The sequence below is a fragment of the Microbulbifer elongatus genome, assembly GCF_021165935.1.
GTDB lineage: Bacteria > Pseudomonadota > Gammaproteobacteria > Pseudomonadales > Cellvibrionaceae > Microbulbifer > Microbulbifer elongatus.
Map to the genome: position 1 here is coordinate 555853 of NZ_CP088953.1, position 13780 is coordinate 569632.

General features: G+C 46.6%; 21 protein-coding genes. 4 read left to right on the plus strand and 17 right to left on the minus strand.

Going from position 1 to position 13780, the window contains the following annotated elements; genetic code table 11:
• Positions 1-16 precede the first annotated feature (16 nt).
• The 5 genes from LRR79_RS02195 to LRR79_RS02215 form a co-directional block, all read right to left on the minus strand.
• The gene (locus tag LRR79_RS02195; protein ID WP_231758793.1) at positions 17-346 is read right to left on the minus strand and encodes a hypothetical protein; all 330 of its coding nucleotides are present in this window, start codon (positions 344-346) and stop codon (positions 17-19) included.
• Between the two features lie 520 nt (positions 347-866).
• Positions 867-1115, minus strand: coding sequence for a hypothetical protein (locus LRR79_RS02200; protein WP_231758794.1), 249 nt, complete (start codon positions 1113-1115; stop codon positions 867-869).
• 49 nt (positions 1116-1164) lie between these two features.
• Positions 1165-2022, minus strand: a complete 858-nt coding sequence (locus LRR79_RS02205; RefSeq protein ID WP_231758795.1) for an IS3 family transposase — start codon at positions 2020-2022, stop codon at positions 1165-1167.
• Positions 2019-2327, minus strand: coding sequence for a transposase (locus LRR79_RS02210; RefSeq protein WP_231758796.1), 309 nt, complete (start codon positions 2325-2327; stop codon positions 2019-2021). The genes LRR79_RS02205 and LRR79_RS02210 overlap by 4 nt, the downstream gene beginning before the upstream one ends.
• Before the next feature lie 188 nt (positions 2328-2515).
• Positions 2516-3019: a hypothetical protein gene (locus tag LRR79_RS02215; protein WP_231758797.1), complete on the minus strand. Its 504-nt coding sequence runs from the start codon at positions 3017-3019 to the stop codon at positions 2516-2518.
• Positions 3020-3223: 204 nt separating this feature from the next.
• Between LRR79_RS02215 and LRR79_RS02220 the strand changes: the two genes are divergently transcribed.
• Both LRR79_RS02220 and LRR79_RS02225 read left to right on the plus strand, forming a co-directional pair.
• A complete protein-coding gene (locus LRR79_RS02220; RefSeq protein WP_231757947.1) occupies positions 3224-3469 on the plus strand; it encodes a type II toxin-antitoxin system CcdA family antitoxin in 246 nt (81 codons plus the stop codon).
• A complete protein-coding gene (locus LRR79_RS02225; protein ID WP_231757948.1) occupies positions 3469-3786 on the plus strand; it encodes a CcdB family protein in 318 nt (105 codons plus the stop codon). The genes LRR79_RS02220 and LRR79_RS02225 overlap by 1 nt, the downstream gene beginning before the upstream one ends.
• Positions 3787-3918: 132 nt before the next feature.
• On the opposite strand, the gene LRR79_RS02230 is transcribed toward LRR79_RS02225, so the two are convergent.
• Both LRR79_RS02230 and LRR79_RS02235 read right to left on the minus strand, forming a co-directional pair.
• The gene (locus LRR79_RS02230; RefSeq protein WP_231758798.1) at positions 3919-4230 is read right to left on the minus strand and encodes a hypothetical protein; all 312 of its coding nucleotides are present in this window, start codon (positions 4228-4230) and stop codon (positions 3919-3921) included.
• Between the two features lie 145 nt (positions 4231-4375).
• The gene (locus LRR79_RS02235) at positions 4376-4699 is read right to left on the minus strand and encodes a hypothetical protein (RefSeq protein WP_231758799.1); all 324 of its coding nucleotides are present in this window, start codon (positions 4697-4699) and stop codon (positions 4376-4378) included.
• A gap of 228 nt (positions 4700-4927) precedes the next feature.
• On the opposite strand from LRR79_RS02235, the gene LRR79_RS02240 reads away from it, so the two are divergent.
• Complete coding sequence (locus LRR79_RS02240) at positions 4928-5890, plus strand: IS30 family transposase (protein ID WP_231758800.1); 963 nt, start codon at positions 4928-4930, stop codon at positions 5888-5890.
• 28 nt (positions 5891-5918) lie between these two features.
• On the opposite strand, the gene LRR79_RS17350 is transcribed toward LRR79_RS02240, so the two are convergent.
• The 5 genes from LRR79_RS17350 to LRR79_RS02260 form a co-directional block, all read right to left on the minus strand.
• Positions 5919-6176: a DUF2442 domain-containing protein gene (locus LRR79_RS17350; RefSeq protein ID WP_043319731.1), complete on the minus strand. Its 258-nt coding sequence runs from the start codon at positions 6174-6176 to the stop codon at positions 5919-5921.
• Complete coding sequence (locus LRR79_RS02245) at positions 6157-6474, minus strand: DUF4160 domain-containing protein (protein WP_043319732.1); 318 nt, start codon at positions 6472-6474, stop codon at positions 6157-6159. Before LRR79_RS02245 ends, LRR79_RS17350 begins: the two co-directional genes overlap by 20 nt.
• 100 nt (positions 6475-6574) lie before the next feature.
• Complete coding sequence (locus tag LRR79_RS02250) at positions 6575-6955, minus strand: hypothetical protein (RefSeq protein WP_231758801.1); 381 nt, start codon at positions 6953-6955, stop codon at positions 6575-6577.
• Positions 6956-7105: 150 nt separating this feature from the next.
• Positions 7106-7546 (minus strand): GNAT family N-acetyltransferase, encoded by a 441-nt coding sequence (locus tag LRR79_RS02255; protein ID WP_231758802.1) that lies wholly within the window; start codon positions 7544-7546, stop codon positions 7106-7108.
• A 166-nt stretch (positions 7547-7712) separates the two neighbouring features.
• Positions 7713-7964 (minus strand): hypothetical protein, encoded by a 252-nt coding sequence (locus LRR79_RS02260; protein ID WP_231758803.1) that lies wholly within the window; start codon positions 7962-7964, stop codon positions 7713-7715.
• A gap of 359 nt (positions 7965-8323) precedes the next feature.
• On the opposite strand from LRR79_RS02260, the gene LRR79_RS02265 reads away from it, so the two are divergent.
• A complete protein-coding gene (locus LRR79_RS02265; protein WP_231758783.1) occupies positions 8324-9286 on the plus strand; it encodes an IS110 family RNA-guided transposase in 963 nt (320 codons plus the stop codon).
• Positions 9287-9724: 438 nt separating this feature from the next.
• On the opposite strand, the gene LRR79_RS02270 is transcribed toward LRR79_RS02265, so the two are convergent.
• From LRR79_RS02270 to LRR79_RS02285, 5 genes are all read right to left on the minus strand, one after another.
• A complete protein-coding gene (locus tag LRR79_RS02270; RefSeq protein WP_231758804.1) occupies positions 9725-10117 on the minus strand; it encodes a hypothetical protein in 393 nt (130 codons plus the stop codon).
• A 529-nt stretch (positions 10118-10646) separates the two neighbouring features.
• On the minus strand, positions 10647-11198 hold the full coding sequence (locus tag LRR79_RS02275; RefSeq protein WP_231758805.1) for an NMCC_0638 family (lipo)protein: 552 nt from the start codon (positions 11196-11198) through the stop codon (positions 10647-10649).
• A 120-nt stretch (positions 11199-11318) separates the two neighbouring features.
• Positions 11319-11684: a DUF2750 domain-containing protein gene (locus tag LRR79_RS17355; protein WP_407665214.1), complete on the minus strand. Its 366-nt coding sequence runs from the start codon at positions 11682-11684 to the stop codon at positions 11319-11321.
• 693 nt (positions 11685-12377) lie between these two features.
• Positions 12378-12809, minus strand: coding sequence for a hypothetical protein (locus LRR79_RS02280; RefSeq protein ID WP_231758806.1), 432 nt, complete (start codon positions 12807-12809; stop codon positions 12378-12380).
• A 516-nt stretch (positions 12810-13325) separates the two neighbouring features.
• Positions 13326-13703 carry a hypothetical protein gene (locus LRR79_RS02285; protein WP_231758807.1) on the minus strand — a complete coding sequence of 126 codons (378 nt, stop codon included), beginning with the start codon at positions 13701-13703 and terminating at the stop codon, positions 13326-13328.
• Between the last annotated feature and the right edge of the window lie 77 nt (positions 13704-13780).

Sequence of the window (13780 nt, forward strand, 5' to 3'; positions counted from 1 at the left end):
GGTTTGGTTGCGTTTGTTAGGCATACTTATCGCTACCTTCCCAAGAAGCTTGAACCGAATAGCCGTGAAAGTGAAGGATGATTCCTTCCCCCATTTCTGATCCATTGCTAAATGTTTGCTCACTGTTTTCGAAATCTATATCGCCACTGTAGTCGCATGGCCCGAAGGAATAGCCACTGGAATTAAGTTCATCTACCAGCGCACCCACTCGCTCGGTTAAAAAGCGCGCCAAATGCTCCCGACCATGAATCTTTTCACGTTCAAAGTCTTTTCGGAGTTTATGATTTAACTCTTCTTGAATTTTGAGCATTTCAGAATAATGCTCATTACTGGCAATATCTCTCATTCTTTCCCTGTGTGCCTAACGAATTAGATATGCGTCGCCGTTAATAAAATTGGCGGCGCCTTTGCGCAAGCAAAGGTGGTGACAATTTTTAGGCGACGCATCATCGGGTTGTTATGAGTCGCTCGTGGCACGATGTCTGAATTCTCTAAATAACCTGTTTGAGCTTCAGTCTATCATGCTACGGAGGAAGGAGCTGCCAGAGCTAGATTCGCGGCCTTGCTTCGATGCATCTGCGGCGCCGCATCAACTTCGTTATGCGAGCGACGCTGAAGCTTCGAAGCCTACACGAAAGACGAATCGTTGACTACGGATTTTCCCGCCAATACTGTATTTTTATACAGCACCCTATAGCACCCAGTTTTTGTTTATTTTTGGCTCGCACAAACTAGAGCGAGCGAGCTCATAACGCCCAAATAAGGGGCCGGAACGTAGTTGGTTATTTTGTGCTATTAAAGCACAAAATAAGCGACGCAGTGGAGGTCCCAGCCGCATAGCGGCGAACTTGATTTGTTTGTTATGTTTATTTGGCACTTCGTAACCTAGCCAGCAATTGACTAACCGTAAGAACAAGATCGCGGTCCGCCTCTGTATTACAGAACACACCCGCATCGTCTTCCACTACGGCTTCACCTAACACAAAATTAACTTTGAAATTGAATAGGTTGCTAACCATCTCTCCGTGCTGTCTTCTTTCTTCATTTTCAAGAAAGGTTATTAGACTAGCTATATGGTCTTTTTCTTCAATTAAGTAATGATCAAGAATATCCATTCGTTAATCGTCGTAAACTGGTCTTACCGACGAAAAGTAGACACCCTAACTATGCGCATTTGCGCTCAAAATCCGCCGGACTGACATGACCAATAGCGGAGTGCCTACGTACTCGGTTATAGAACACTTCGATGTACTCGAAGATTCCGCTCTTTGCGTCCTCGATACTCTCGTACTGCTCTGCGTATATTAGCTCGACTTTCAGTCGACTAAAAAACGATTCCATCGCCGCATTATCCCAGCAGTTTCCCTTTCTGCTCATACTGGGTCTGCAATCGTTCTTTTCGATAAAGTAACGATAATCTCGTGCGCGATATTGCACACCTCGATCTGAGTGGATAACCAGACCTGGCCGAATCTCTCGACGCTGAAAAGCCATCTTCAGCGCGTCAGTTACCAGCTGTTCAGTCATGCTCGTATCCAGGGCCCACCCTACAATCGCCCTCGAATAAAGATCCATCACCGTGGCCAGGTATAGCCAGCGATCACGCACCCAGATATACGTGATGTCGGTGGTCCACTTCTCGTTCGGCTTCTCGGCGACAAACTGGCGACTTAGCAGATTCTCAGCCACGTTGCTCATAGCCTCTGCAGGCGGGCTATACTTGAAGCCCTTCCCATTACGGGCCCGTATCCCTCTCGAACGCATGATTTTCGCCACAAAATTGACGCTACACTTAATACCCGCTGCATTGAGCTCATCAGCGATCCTGGGAGCTCCGTAGCGGGCTTTAAACGCTGCATAGGTTTCAATAACTTGGGCTTCCAGTCGCTCTCGACGGCAAGCTGAAGCGCATTTCGGACGCTTTTCCCATTTATAGTATCCAGCCGTGGATACTTTCATCAGACGGCACATCATCGTCAGCGGAAAATCTTCCCGGCACTGCTCGATCAGTGCGTACTTCACTCTTGGTTTTTCGCGAAGTACGCCGTCGCCTTTTTTAGAAACTCGACCTCCTTCCGGAGCGTTTCATTCTCGCGCCTTAGTTTCCGTACTGACTCACTCTCTTTTCTGGAATAATCTACTCCGTCCAGTGAGTTGAATTGTTTATCAGAGAGGCGATGGAGCTGGCGCCGCCAGTTATAGATCTGACCCGGGTGAATCCCCAGCTCACGCGCGACCTCAGCGGCCGTTACGCCCTCTTGATCGCTACGACGAACCGCCTCTCGACGGAACTCTTCCGTATATGCTGCAACCTTCTTCTTACCCATGGTACACCTCCGTGTTAGGCCGAAACCTAACTATACAGGGTGTCCACTTTCTATGGGTAACACTGAAACATAACGCCGCAATCAGCCGCGGCTTACTTTGTGTGCTTTTTGCACGAAAACGGGAGCGTAGCGACCGTGCAAAAAGCGCACAAGGTAAGACGTCGGCTGCATTGCTTTGTTAACCGCCTTCATTGGGACGATGGTGCGATTTTTAGGTATTTCGACATTGGTAACCTCGCCCACTCATATTCATGCTCAATGTAACCAATAGAAAACAAAGTAACTATCAATAAAAAAGAAGCCAAAACTCGAAAGAAAAACAGGCGAAACTTACTTGACCAATCGTGCCTCGCCTCTAATTTTAGCTCTCTCTTTTTTAACTCAACCTTTCTTGTCTCTTCTGCGTTGAAATTTTCAAATGAATCAAAATATCGGGAAAATTTTATAAGGCAGTTCTCAACTTCTTCCTTGAGGCTCCAGAGCTCTTCTTTACTTTGCGAATTCAAAACTGTATTTTTAATATCTTCGAGAAAAGCTCTATCAATTTTTCCAAGTTCTTCCTCAAAATCTTCCCTACGCTCTTGCCTAGTTCGGTTATCTTGCTTTCTTAAATGTGGGAAGTCCAAACTCTTATCACTGAATGTTTTCAGTGCGTTTGGAATTCCGGAAAACGCTTCGAAGTTATTACTCATATCAATTTCCGCTCATTTCGCGGTTAACGCCCAGCGCAGGCGCAGCCAGCGCGGAGCGCATTTTGTGTTAATGTTTGAGCGCCAGCGAGTAACACAAAAGGTGCGTAGCGTTGGCTGTCGCTCTGCCGCTGATTGTTAAATGCATTTGCCACGAAAGGGCTATGCGCATAAACTATGCACATGACCAATGCGAGGACTGTGACCATGAAGTCAATTTATGACCATTCAGCGGCCAAGAAACCTACAAACCTTAGCCTAAACAAAGACTTACTCACTAAGGCAAAGCAGCTAAATATCAACCTTTCCGCAACGCTTGAGAAGGCTTTGGCTGTCGAGGTCAGTAAACGACAGGCTGAAGAATGGCTAAAAGCCAATCATAAAGGCCTTGAAGCCTGCAATGAGTTCGTGGAAAAGAACGGCCTTTTCTCTGACGCATTCAGGGATTTCTAGTGAGCCAGTTTACCCTCTACGAAAACACAGATAAAACCACCAGAAAGGCCTATCCATATTTTTTGGATGTGCAAACTGACCTAATCTCTGTACTGAACTCCAGAATCGTGATTCCGGTAATTCCCGCTCAGAATCTGGAGAGAGAAGCGCCAGATCGTTTGTGCCCAATTTTTCAAATTGATAGCAACGAGTACGCACTACTTACACATCAGCTAACCAGTGCTCCGGCATCAATTTTGAAGCGCCCCGTCGAAAACCTAGAAACCTTTCGCGATGAAATTATAAACGCCATAGATTTTCTGATTACTGGCATTTAACGCCCGCAACAGGGGCGACCAATGCTGTGTACGTTTTGTGCGAAAATGGGAGCGCAGCGACCCGCACAAAATGTGCACAGTGTTGGGCGTCCCGCGAAGGCCCGAAGGGCCGGAGCATTCTGCTTGCGTTTGTTAAGTGGCATTGGCACAGGACTCTAATGCAGCCTTGATGACTGCTGTATGCCAGGCCATGCCAGCAATATGCTCACAACCTCCAACAGCCGCATTTCCTAAGTCGCTAGTTTCGCAGTATTGATAAACTCGAATTTGATAGTCATCAAGGTATTTATCGAAGCACTGCTTCTTTGAGCCAGCTAACTCATTGACTCGCTCCTGGATAATGGCATTTTCCTGAACCGAATACTCCCCGAAAGGTATTCTCGGATCTTCCGCTCCAAAAGCGGGGAACACGAAAACCATAAGGGCCAGCGGAGTTTTTCTCATTATGGTCACTTAACGCCCGCAACAGGGGCGACCAATGCTATGCACATTTTGTGCGAAACTGGGAGCGCAGCGACGCGCACAAAATGCGCATAGCGTTGGGCGTCCCGCGGAGGCCCGAAGGGCCGGAGCATCCTGCTTGCGTTTGTTAAGCATTTGCTTCTGCGATCCAGCTAGTGAACCACTCTACCGGAAGCCTGACAGACTCAAAGTTTATTACTTGAAGCTCCTCATGTGAGTACGTATTGACTAAATAGAGGTCCCATTGGGTCTCTACATCAGCCAAAATCGGCATGATGATTTCAATTTCATTTGGAGCATCAATATCACAATACTCATTCCAGAAATTCTCGCACCACTCAACAATCTGCTTATGCGAATACGGAGAACCATCTGGATTGGCACCATATTTCAGCAGAGAAAGAAAATTCTCTTTGTTGAACGGCAGATTTATAGGTGTACTACGTTCCATGCTTCGGATGCTTAACGCCCAGCGCAGGCGCAGCCAGCGCGGAGCGCATTTTGTGTTAATGTTTGAGCGCCAGCGAGTAACACAAAAGGTGCGTAGCGTTGGCTGTCGCTCTGCCGCTGATTGTTATGCACCCCGGATTCATATACTAACCGCGACACATTACCTAAAACTGGAGGTGATCTGCGATACTAGGGGCATTTTACTCCCGCCAAGAAGTGAATTGCACCAATGAAGTATCAACAGATCACCAGAGAAGAAAGATACACGATTGCGGCCTATCGTGCACAAGGTCTTTCCGTCAGCCATATTGCCGAGTTGACTGGACGCCACAGGAGTACTCTCTATAGGGAGTTCCAACGTAACAGCTGCCACCGAACAGATGGCGGTTATAGACCGAGCAAGGCCGACAGTCGTACTCGAGGGCGACGTAGACGATCACGTCGTAATAGGCACTACTCTGAACGCCACTTTAAACTTGTGCGAGCGTTACTTCGGAAAAAGTACAGCCCAGAGCAAATAGTCGGTTATATACGCAGACATAAATTGATGAAACACCGGTTAAGCCACGAAACTATCTACCAGTATATCTGGAGAAATAAGAAGAATGGCGGCAATTTATGGACGCATTTACGCCAAGCCTCAAAGCAGCGTCGAAAGCGCTACAAAGCCTATGACAGCAGGGGGCGACTTGCGGATAAACGGCACATCACAGACCGACCTAAAAGTGTTGAGGGCAGGCGTTACAAGGGCCATTGGGAAATTGACACTGTTCACGGCCGGGGCAGCAACCACTGCATTGTTACATTGCTGGAGCGTAAAACGGGGTTTGTCATGATTGGAAAGCTCAAAAATAAATCAACCTATGAGCTGAACAAAAAAACTGTACGGTTAATTAACCGTGATCCGAGAAATATTAAAACTATAACCGCTGACAATGGTACTGAATTCCACCAATATAAGAAGATTGAAGACTGCTGTGCAGTAAAATTCTATTTTGCCACCCCGTACCACTCCTGGGAGCGAGGAAGCAATGAGCATGTCAATGGATTAATCAGACAATATCTTCCGAAGAATCAAAGCATGGAAGACATTACGCAGCAGCAATGTGACGCTATTGCAATGAAATTAAATAGCCGCCCCAGAAAACGGTTCGGCTACAAAACCCCAGAAGAGATGTACTATGGAAGATAACAGTTATTGTCGCGGTTCAAACTTGATACTAGGCACTTCGGAGTATTTTGTTAGCGTAGAGATCCTCTACAGGGAAAATCATTGTGTAATCATCCCAATTTAGGTTCCCATCCACTATCTCATACTCAAGAAACTTTCTTTCAGACTTATACTGTTCATAGTCTGGATGACCCACAGAAAATATGAATGGTGCAAAATCTACGATCTGCTTGTGGCCATCATTGAAAGTTATTTCAAGAATGTGAGATTTTAGGTGACGGACAGACTCAACCAAAATTTCTGACATTTTTAACTCTCTGCGTGATTACTTTAGGAGCAATAGGCTGCTTTCTCACGAAGTATGAAACCCACTTCTCAACGATTTCATCAGCATATACGTTGACAAATTCTTCAAACTCTTTTCTCTTCTTAGGATCTAAACCCTGCCCTTTATCCTTGATGATAATCTTGCTGATTTTTCCGTGGAAGAAATGAATTTCTGCCTTACTTTCTTTTCCTTCATATTTTGCATGGACGTGAATAGGCTCATGCTCATTGCTATAGAAGAAAAGAGTAATTCCGAGGTATTGATATAGTTTTGGCATCACATTCTCCTTGTGAAGTTTCTACTTGATTGCATAACGCCGCAAGCAAAGGCGAGCTATAGCGAGTCCAGCGCCGAAGGCGCGATTTTGGCTTGCTTTGTTATGCATTTTTATGCTCCAAGTTATTTATTACTTTCTCGTACAGCTCTACCAGGTAAGTTATTGGTAATGAGGTCAGAAATACAACACCACCCTCAATATCGAAACTAATTCTGGCTTGGCCTCCAACCAATTTTATTCTTGCAGAACAGTCATCCGTTGTGGGCCCAAGATTAAGAAAGAATGCATCTTCATTGATCCGACGATTCCTTAATTCTTCAAGCTCGTTCTTCATAGAACATATAAACTGAGGCACATATGCCATTCGATCAACTGGTGTGAGAGAAACGTCTTTATAGAATATTCCCACATCCCTTAACTGCTCATGATCGTTAGTTCCCATTACAAAATGTAAACTGTCTTTTTGACCAATTACTTTCATACGTTTAGTGATGCATAACGCCCGCAACAGGGGCGACCAATGCTATGCACGTTTTGTGCGAAACTGGGAGCGCAGCGACCCGCACAAAACGTGCATAGCGTTGGGCGTCCCGCGGAGGCCCGAAGGGCCGGAGCATCCTGCTTGCGTTTGTTAAGTGTTGTACGTGTAGAAGTGCCACGTGCTCTTGCCGGTGTCGATTGAATCATAGAGTTTTTGAGCCACCTCATTATCTGGAGATGTCACCCATTGCAGCCTTGCCGCACCGTTTTCTTTTGCGAAATCTCGACAATGCTCAATGAGCTTCCGGCCAATACCATTACCTCGACTACCTGGCGACGTATACAGATCATTCAATATAGCGATCTTTGACGTTATTGTTGAGGTATACGTGAAATATACGGTAGCAAAACTAACCACTTTTTCTTCTTCGCGAAATAGAAACTGGCGGCCAAGCTCTGAAGATCCAGTGAATCTTGAAAAGAACTTAAAATTCTTTTCATCACAAACGCCCTGAACTTTATAGAACTCCTGATATGCCCGTATAAGCGGCAAAACTTCTTCCAAATTTTCTTCTGAAACTTGCTCAATCACGTTAATTCCTTGTGACACTTAACGCCCACGGCAGGGGCGGATTACCTTATGCGCGTTTTGCGCGATAATGGGAGCGAAGCGACCGCGCAAAACGTGTATAAGGTAAGCCGTCCCGCGGAGGCCCGAAGGGCCGGAGCTTCATTGCCCGTGTTTGTTAAGTGGGGGGCTAGCACCCGCCATCGCCGCCACCTCCACCGTCTCCCCCACCACCATTACCGCCGCCATCACCCCCGAAATACCCTCCGCTACTGGTACGTTGGTTGACACCAAATTTAACAATAAACCAGAGAATGCTAGATATGAGAAAGCCAGTAAAGATGATTGGTGCAAACACTGAATTGAATGAATAATTAGAGGACAGATCTATAAAGTGCCACGAACCTAAAAGGCCCGCCAGATTGAATAAAAATGACTTCATAGGTACTCCTTTACTCACTTAACGCCGCCGGCAGGGGCAGCTTACCTTGTGCGCGTTTTGCGCGAAAATGGGAGCGCAGCGACCCGCGTAAAACGTGCGCAAGGTAAGCTGTCCCGCGGAGGGCCGCAGGCCCAGAGCAAATTGCCCGGCCTTGTATGGTCAAATTCCCCAAATATTCGATAAAGTGAGGCCCGTAACTTGCCTCCACAAGTTACCGGTGTGGCAGCTCGATGCCTGGCAGGAGCAGGTTCTACCTAGCCCGTTAACAAGCGTGTAGCGCCACACCGACCCTATGTATAACCCGAACAGTCGAATGGGCCTCATGAGCCCGAATGTAGCAAGGATGGGATGATCTCACAATGCGCGAAATAGCTACAAAAGGGGTAAACGTCGGTGCAGATATTGGGAAGGCTTTTCTTGATATCTACATCCACGAGCGAGACCGGTATTGGCAAATTGATAACACCAAAACCGCGATCAATAAATGGATCAAGGCGATACGCCGGTTCAAGGTCGAAAGGGTCGTGCTAGAAGCGACCGGCCGGTATGAACGCCTGTTTTATGAGCAACTCGTTGAAGTTGGCATTCCTGTCGTAATTGTGAATCCGTTAAAGGTGCGACGCTACGCGGGAGCCGCAGGGGTTCTCGCCAAGACAGACAAGGTTGACGCGAAGCTCATCGCAGAGTTTGGTGCAGTGATGCAGCCTAAGGTTATGCCTCCAGAATCAAAAATACAGCGTCAAATCAAAGACTTACTGGTTAGACGGCGGCAGCTTATGACCATGCGCACGATGGAGAAAAACAGAGGAAAGATAATGCCCAAGTGCCTTCAAGCTGATTACCGCCGCCATATTAAATTCCTGGAAAAGGAAATCGAGAGAGTCGACGAAAAGCTCGATAAAGCAATCAAAGCCGAGGAGCTTTGGCGCTCCAAGCGCGAACAGCTCGAATCGGTTCCTGGGGTAGGTAAATTACTGGCGACTACGCTAATAGCGGAACTGCCGGAGCTGGGTAACCTAAGCCCCAAGGAGATCGCAGCGCTCGTCGGCGTAGCACCTTTCAACAGAGATAGTGGGTCTCTCAGGGGGAAGCGTCGAATAAGAGGTGGCAGAGCACCTGTTCGAACGATTCTCTATATGGCCACCCTTTCATCGACGATTCACAATCCGATGATCCGAGAGTTTTATAAGCGGCTCGTGAACCAGGGCAAACATAAAAAAGTCGCCCTGACGGCCTGCATGCGAAAGATGATCGTGATACTAAATGCCATGGTGAGAGACGGTACTTACTGGGGAGAAAGCGACCTCAAGTTGGCAGCTTGACATCACAGTCGCTTGTTAATGTTTGATGACCTGAAAGCAATTTAATACTGAACAATGCCACCAAACCCAACGCCCCGAAAAACTAACATACTGCGAGTGGCACGATTGGCTGTACCATGCCACGCTTTCCCTGGAGCGGCTTACACGCCCAAAAGGAAAACCCCTCTGAACTCCTTCCGCCGCCAGCGCTAACCTTAACGAAGGGAAGCCACTGAAGCCTCTAAAAATCAACCGTCAATCCCTGCTAGCGATACCGTTTCTACAACGCTAGAGGTCGCCGAATCGCTCATCAAGTAAGCTGAACTTTTTAGGCGGCGGCGTGATGAACCTGAACATTAACGCCGCTATAAATTGCGGCTTTGGAGTTGGTTGTTTTGTGGTAGCGTAGCGTAAAACCACAAAACAAGCGACGGAAAAGCCGTCAATTTGATAGCTTTGTTAACTGCTGAGCTTGGATGCACTTTTAACCTCCAAAATGAATGAATTTGCGGTTATGAACCACTCGTACCACGGTACGGTTTGTTTAAAACCATCGAAAGAAAACACACCATCTATGAAATGTGCATGCATGATTTCATCCAATGGAAACTCCGGCTCAGGGTGCTCCTTTGCCGCCTTATCATCATCCCAATACGTAGCTCTTTCTGCGGTTACTCCGAAAATTTCTAGTATTGCTTCGTCAACTCTCCAGTCTTGACCATCAGAACCTGGATGCTCTTTAGAAATAAAAGCACCTTTTATCTCTAAAATCACAGATTCAGATTGACGCTCTATCTTTTCAATTGATGCGTCATGAAATCCTAGCTTGTCAAAATCGGTACTCAATTTCATAGGCAGTTAACGAATTAGATATGCGTCGCCGTTAATAAAATTGGCGGCGCCTTTGCGCAAGCAAAGGTGGTGACAATTTTTAGGCGACGCATCATCGGGTTGTTATGAGTCGCTCGTGGCACGATGTCTGAATTCTCTAAATAACCTGTTTGAGCTTCAGTCTATCATGCTACGGAGGAAGGAGCTGCCAGAGCTAGATTCGCGGCCTTGCTTCGATGCATCTGCGGCGCCGCATCAACTTCGTTATGCGAGCGACGCTGAAGCTTCGAAGCCTACACGAAAGACGAATCGTTGACTACGGATTTTCCCGCCAATACTGTATTTTTATACAGCACCCTATAGCACCCAGTTTTTGTTTATTTTTGGCTCGCACAAACTAGAGCGAGCGAGCTCATAACGCCGAGTTCAGGGGCAGGCTGCAATATGTGCCTTTTGCGCGACAATGGGAGCGCAGCGACCAGCACAAAAGGTGCACAGCGTTGGGCGTCCCGCGGAGGGCCGAAGGCCCGGAGCGAACTGCAGCGCCTTGTTAGGCTTGCGATGTATCATAAGACATTATTGCTACAAGTTTAGAGCCCGGCTGGGTAGAAAGAGTTATTACCCACTGCTCCATTAATTGGTTTCCGCGAAATATTTTGTATGAAGTGGTTTCCAATGGACCAGATTTAGAAACGCTTTCTTTTTTATAACTGAAGCCTGAGCCTTCAGGCGGCAACCATGCCTCCATACTGGCCATAAGTTTCTCTGGGTTACCTTGATGAATAAAAACCGAACACAGCCCCCTATCTTGAACAGCAATAGCGAAATTGCCATGCTCATTTTTGGAAACCCAAGCCTTTCCCTTGTAGCCTTGCAGATATTGGTTAGCCCGCTCACTTTTAACTTCGTTAAAGCCCATTTCTTTGGCTTGGCTTTCTGCTTGAGCTGGCTGTGCACGAGCCACGACACAAGCACCCATATAAAGTTGAATTGGATACGACTTACGAAGAGCCAGTGATTCAGAGCTATCCTGAGACGCTTGCGATACGCAAGAGATAATAGCGATTAATAGAGCCGCAAAATATTTCATCATCTCTCTCATGTTTTAGAGCCTAACGCCGCGCTCAGCCGCGGCTAACTTTGTGCGCTTTATGCGCGATAATGGGAGCGTAGCGACCGCGCATAAAGTGCACAAAGTTAGACGTCGGCCTGCAGCGCATTGTTAACTGTCTGACTCTATTAGTCGTTGGGCCAGCTCGACGGGCTCCACCTCCAAACCGAAAAGATGCGCATCCCAATTCGGGCCGACCAAGTGGCCATCAGTATGCATCCCTCTAAGCCAATTATCGATAAAACTATCCAACCCAATCAAAGATGGTACGGAATCACTCCAAACCTCTTTGCAATGCCTTTTTGCGTAGGACTTATCTGACCAAAATACGTAGACGAGCGTTTCTTCAAACTCATTTGACTCGCTAGTAGCCCAAGTGCCATCTGGGTGTTTAATACCCCATACTTCACCTGACTCTATAACTCTCCGAACAAATCTTTCGTAATTTTCTATTGTCGTAGCTGAATCTTGGAACATAGTTTAATTCATGAGTGACAGTTAACGCCGCCAACAGGGGCGCCCAACGTTGTGCGCCTTTTGCGCAATAATGGGAGCGACAGCGACCGCGCAAAAGGTGCACAGCGTTGGGCGTCCCGCGGAGGGCCAAAGGCCCGGAGCAAACTGCTTGGCCTTGTTATGAGCCGGGGCAACCGAGTGGCTCTCTACTATACCTTTCAAACCCAACTTTGCTCGCCAACTTAAACTCTTGATTTGATATCGATATTAATTGCTGAGTTTTATCTGATCCATCTGGCCACACTAAACTAAGCGTATCTCCTGAAATACTCCATTTTCCACCAGGGCCGGGCTTCTCAACCTCCAGCGAACACGGCACAATTGCAATACAAAAGTTTTCACTCTCTTGGAAGTTAAGTTTAATGTAACCGCTTTTCCCCATATTAAAATACCAAACTCCAAGTATTAGCTCCGACTTAGAGGGTACTGGCACAACGCTGTATTGACTAGTGCAGCCAGTCAGAATTACGACAAGAAAAACTATCACATACTTGATCAAACTTTCGATCTCAGGCTCATAACGCCCACGGCAGGGGCGGCTTACCTTGCGCACGTTTTGCGCGAAAATGGGAGCGAAGCGACCCGCGCTAAACGTGCGCAAGGTAAGCTGTCCCGCGGAGGCCCGAAGGGCCGGAGCTTTACTGCCCGTGCTTGTTATGAGCACTCGATGGCAGCGGACTCGCTGTATGATTGGAACTCGTAATTTAGGAATGAAACGGATCCTTTGTGTTTACAAGAACCAGAAAAATACTCAAATCTTATGGTGATAGCTGTATCTGCGATAGTGCTATCTTGCTCTATATGCGAAGTTGTCAACCATAGAGAGCTAGGTGAAATCAAAGGAAATTCTTCTAGAACATGACTCGGAATTTCAACTTTAACTCCTGACACCTCGATCTTTTCAATCTCCACTGTTGTCTTGTGACTGTAATCTCTAGAGACACTTATTTTAAGTCCAAGCTGAACTTCAGCCAGAGAGTATGGCAACAACCGTTTATAGGTAATCTCTTGCCAATGGTGAAAATCTTCTTGGGATGCAGAAGCAGTACCACTTAGAACTGCTAAAAATAATACGATTATTCTCATTCTTGGCTCTCAAGCTCATAACGAATTAGATATGCGTCGCCGTTAATAAAATTGGCGGCGCCTTTGCGCAAGCAAAGGTGGTGACAATTTTTAGGCGACGCATCATCGGGTTGTTATGAGTCGCTCGTGGCACGATGTCTGAATTCTCTAAATAACCTGTTTGAGCTTCAGTCTATCATGCTACGGAGGAAGGAGCTGCCAGAGCTAGATTCGCGGCCTTGCTTCGATGCATCTGCGGCGCCGCATCAACTTCGTTATGCGAGCGACGCTGAAGCTTCGAAGCCTACACGAAAGACGAATCGTTGACTACGGATTTTCCCGCCAATACTGTATTTTTATACAGCACCCTATAGCACCCAGTTTTTGTTTATTTTTGGCTCGCACAAACTAGAGCGAGCGAGCTCATAACGCCCAGCGCAGGCGCAGCCAGCGCGGAGCGCATTTTGTGTTAATGTTTGAGCGACAGCGAGTAACACAAAAGGTGCGTAGCGTTGGCTGTCGCTCTGCCGCTGTTTGTTAGGCATTTCTTGCCTTAATAGTTGTTGCAATGCTAAGAACTAAAAAAGATAACGACCACAAGAAATATGCAAGGAAATCTGATGGCTTATCGATTGTAAGCTTTGCAGATACTAAAATTGAAAAAAATGCGGCCACCATCAGAGTAATATTTTTTATTTCAAAATTGCTTTTTATCTTTCCGAATGAAAATGCGCACCACAAAAATACTAGGTTATAAAATGGAGATGCTACAAAAAGCAAAAACAGGGCTCCACTAATGCTCGCAAGCTCACTCAACTCCATAGAGGTTATTATGCCTGCCGAAAAAATTGCGGTCATCGACGCCATAACTAAACCAAAGAACCAAATACCATCAAATGGGTAAGTTAAAGACAAGACGTAAAGCCCTATAGCCGATATGTACAATGTTCGAACCATTACGTATGCCTAACAGTTATATCGTGATGATGCCT

Coding starts and splice junctions, on each gene's coding strand:
- LRR79_RS02195 (WP_231758793.1), bottom strand. CDS start 346: ATGAGAGATATTGCCAGTAATGAGCATTATTCTGAAATGCTCAAAATT.
- LRR79_RS02200 (WP_231758794.1), bottom strand. CDS start 1,115: ATGGATATTCTTGATCATTACTTAATTGAAGAAAAAGACCATATAGCT.
- LRR79_RS02210 (WP_231758796.1), bottom strand. CDS start 2,327: ATGGGTAAGAAGAAGGTTGCAGCATATACGGAAGAGTTCCGTCGAGAG.
- LRR79_RS02215 (WP_231758797.1), bottom strand. CDS start 3,019: ATGAGTAATAACTTCGAAGCGTTTTCCGGAATTCCAAACGCACTGAAA.
- LRR79_RS02220 (WP_231757947.1), top strand. CDS start 3,224: ATGAAGTCAATTTATGACCATTCAGCGGCCAAGAAACCTACAAACCTT.
- LRR79_RS02230 (WP_231758798.1), bottom strand. CDS start 4,230: ATGAGAAAAACTCCGCTGGCCCTTATGGTTTTCGTGTTCCCCGCTTTT.
- LRR79_RS02235 (WP_231758799.1), bottom strand. CDS start 4,699: ATGGAACGTAGTACACCTATAAATCTGCCGTTCAACAAAGAGAATTTT.
- LRR79_RS02240 (WP_231758800.1), top strand. CDS start 4,928: ATGAAGTATCAACAGATCACCAGAGAAGAAAGATACACGATTGCGGCC.
- LRR79_RS17350 (WP_043319731.1), bottom strand. CDS start 6,176: ATGTCAGAAATTTTGGTTGAGTCTGTCCGTCACCTAAAATCTCACATT.
- LRR79_RS02245 (WP_043319732.1), bottom strand. CDS start 6,474: ATGCCAAAACTATATCAATACCTCGGAATTACTCTTTTCTTCTATAGC.
- LRR79_RS02250 (WP_231758801.1), bottom strand. CDS start 6,955: ATGAAAGTAATTGGTCAAAAAGACAGTTTACATTTTGTAATGGGAACT.
- LRR79_RS02260 (WP_231758803.1), bottom strand. CDS start 7,964: ATGAAGTCATTTTTATTCAATCTGGCGGGCCTTTTAGGTTCGTGGCAC.
- LRR79_RS02265 (WP_231758783.1), top strand. CDS start 8,324: ATGCGCGAAATAGCTACAAAAGGGGTAAACGTCGGTGCAGATATTGGG.
- LRR79_RS02270 (WP_231758804.1), bottom strand. CDS start 10,117: ATGAAATTGAGTACCGATTTTGACAAGCTAGGATTTCATGACGCATCA.
- LRR79_RS02275 (WP_231758805.1), bottom strand. CDS start 11,198: ATGAGAGAGATGATGAAATATTTTGCGGCTCTATTAATCGCTATTATC.
- LRR79_RS17355 (WP_407665214.1), bottom strand. CDS start 11,684: ATGTTCCAAGATTCAGCTACGACAATAGAAAATTACGAAAGATTTGTT.
- LRR79_RS02280 (WP_231758806.1), bottom strand. CDS start 12,809: ATGAGAATAATCGTATTATTTTTAGCAGTTCTAAGTGGTACTGCTTCT.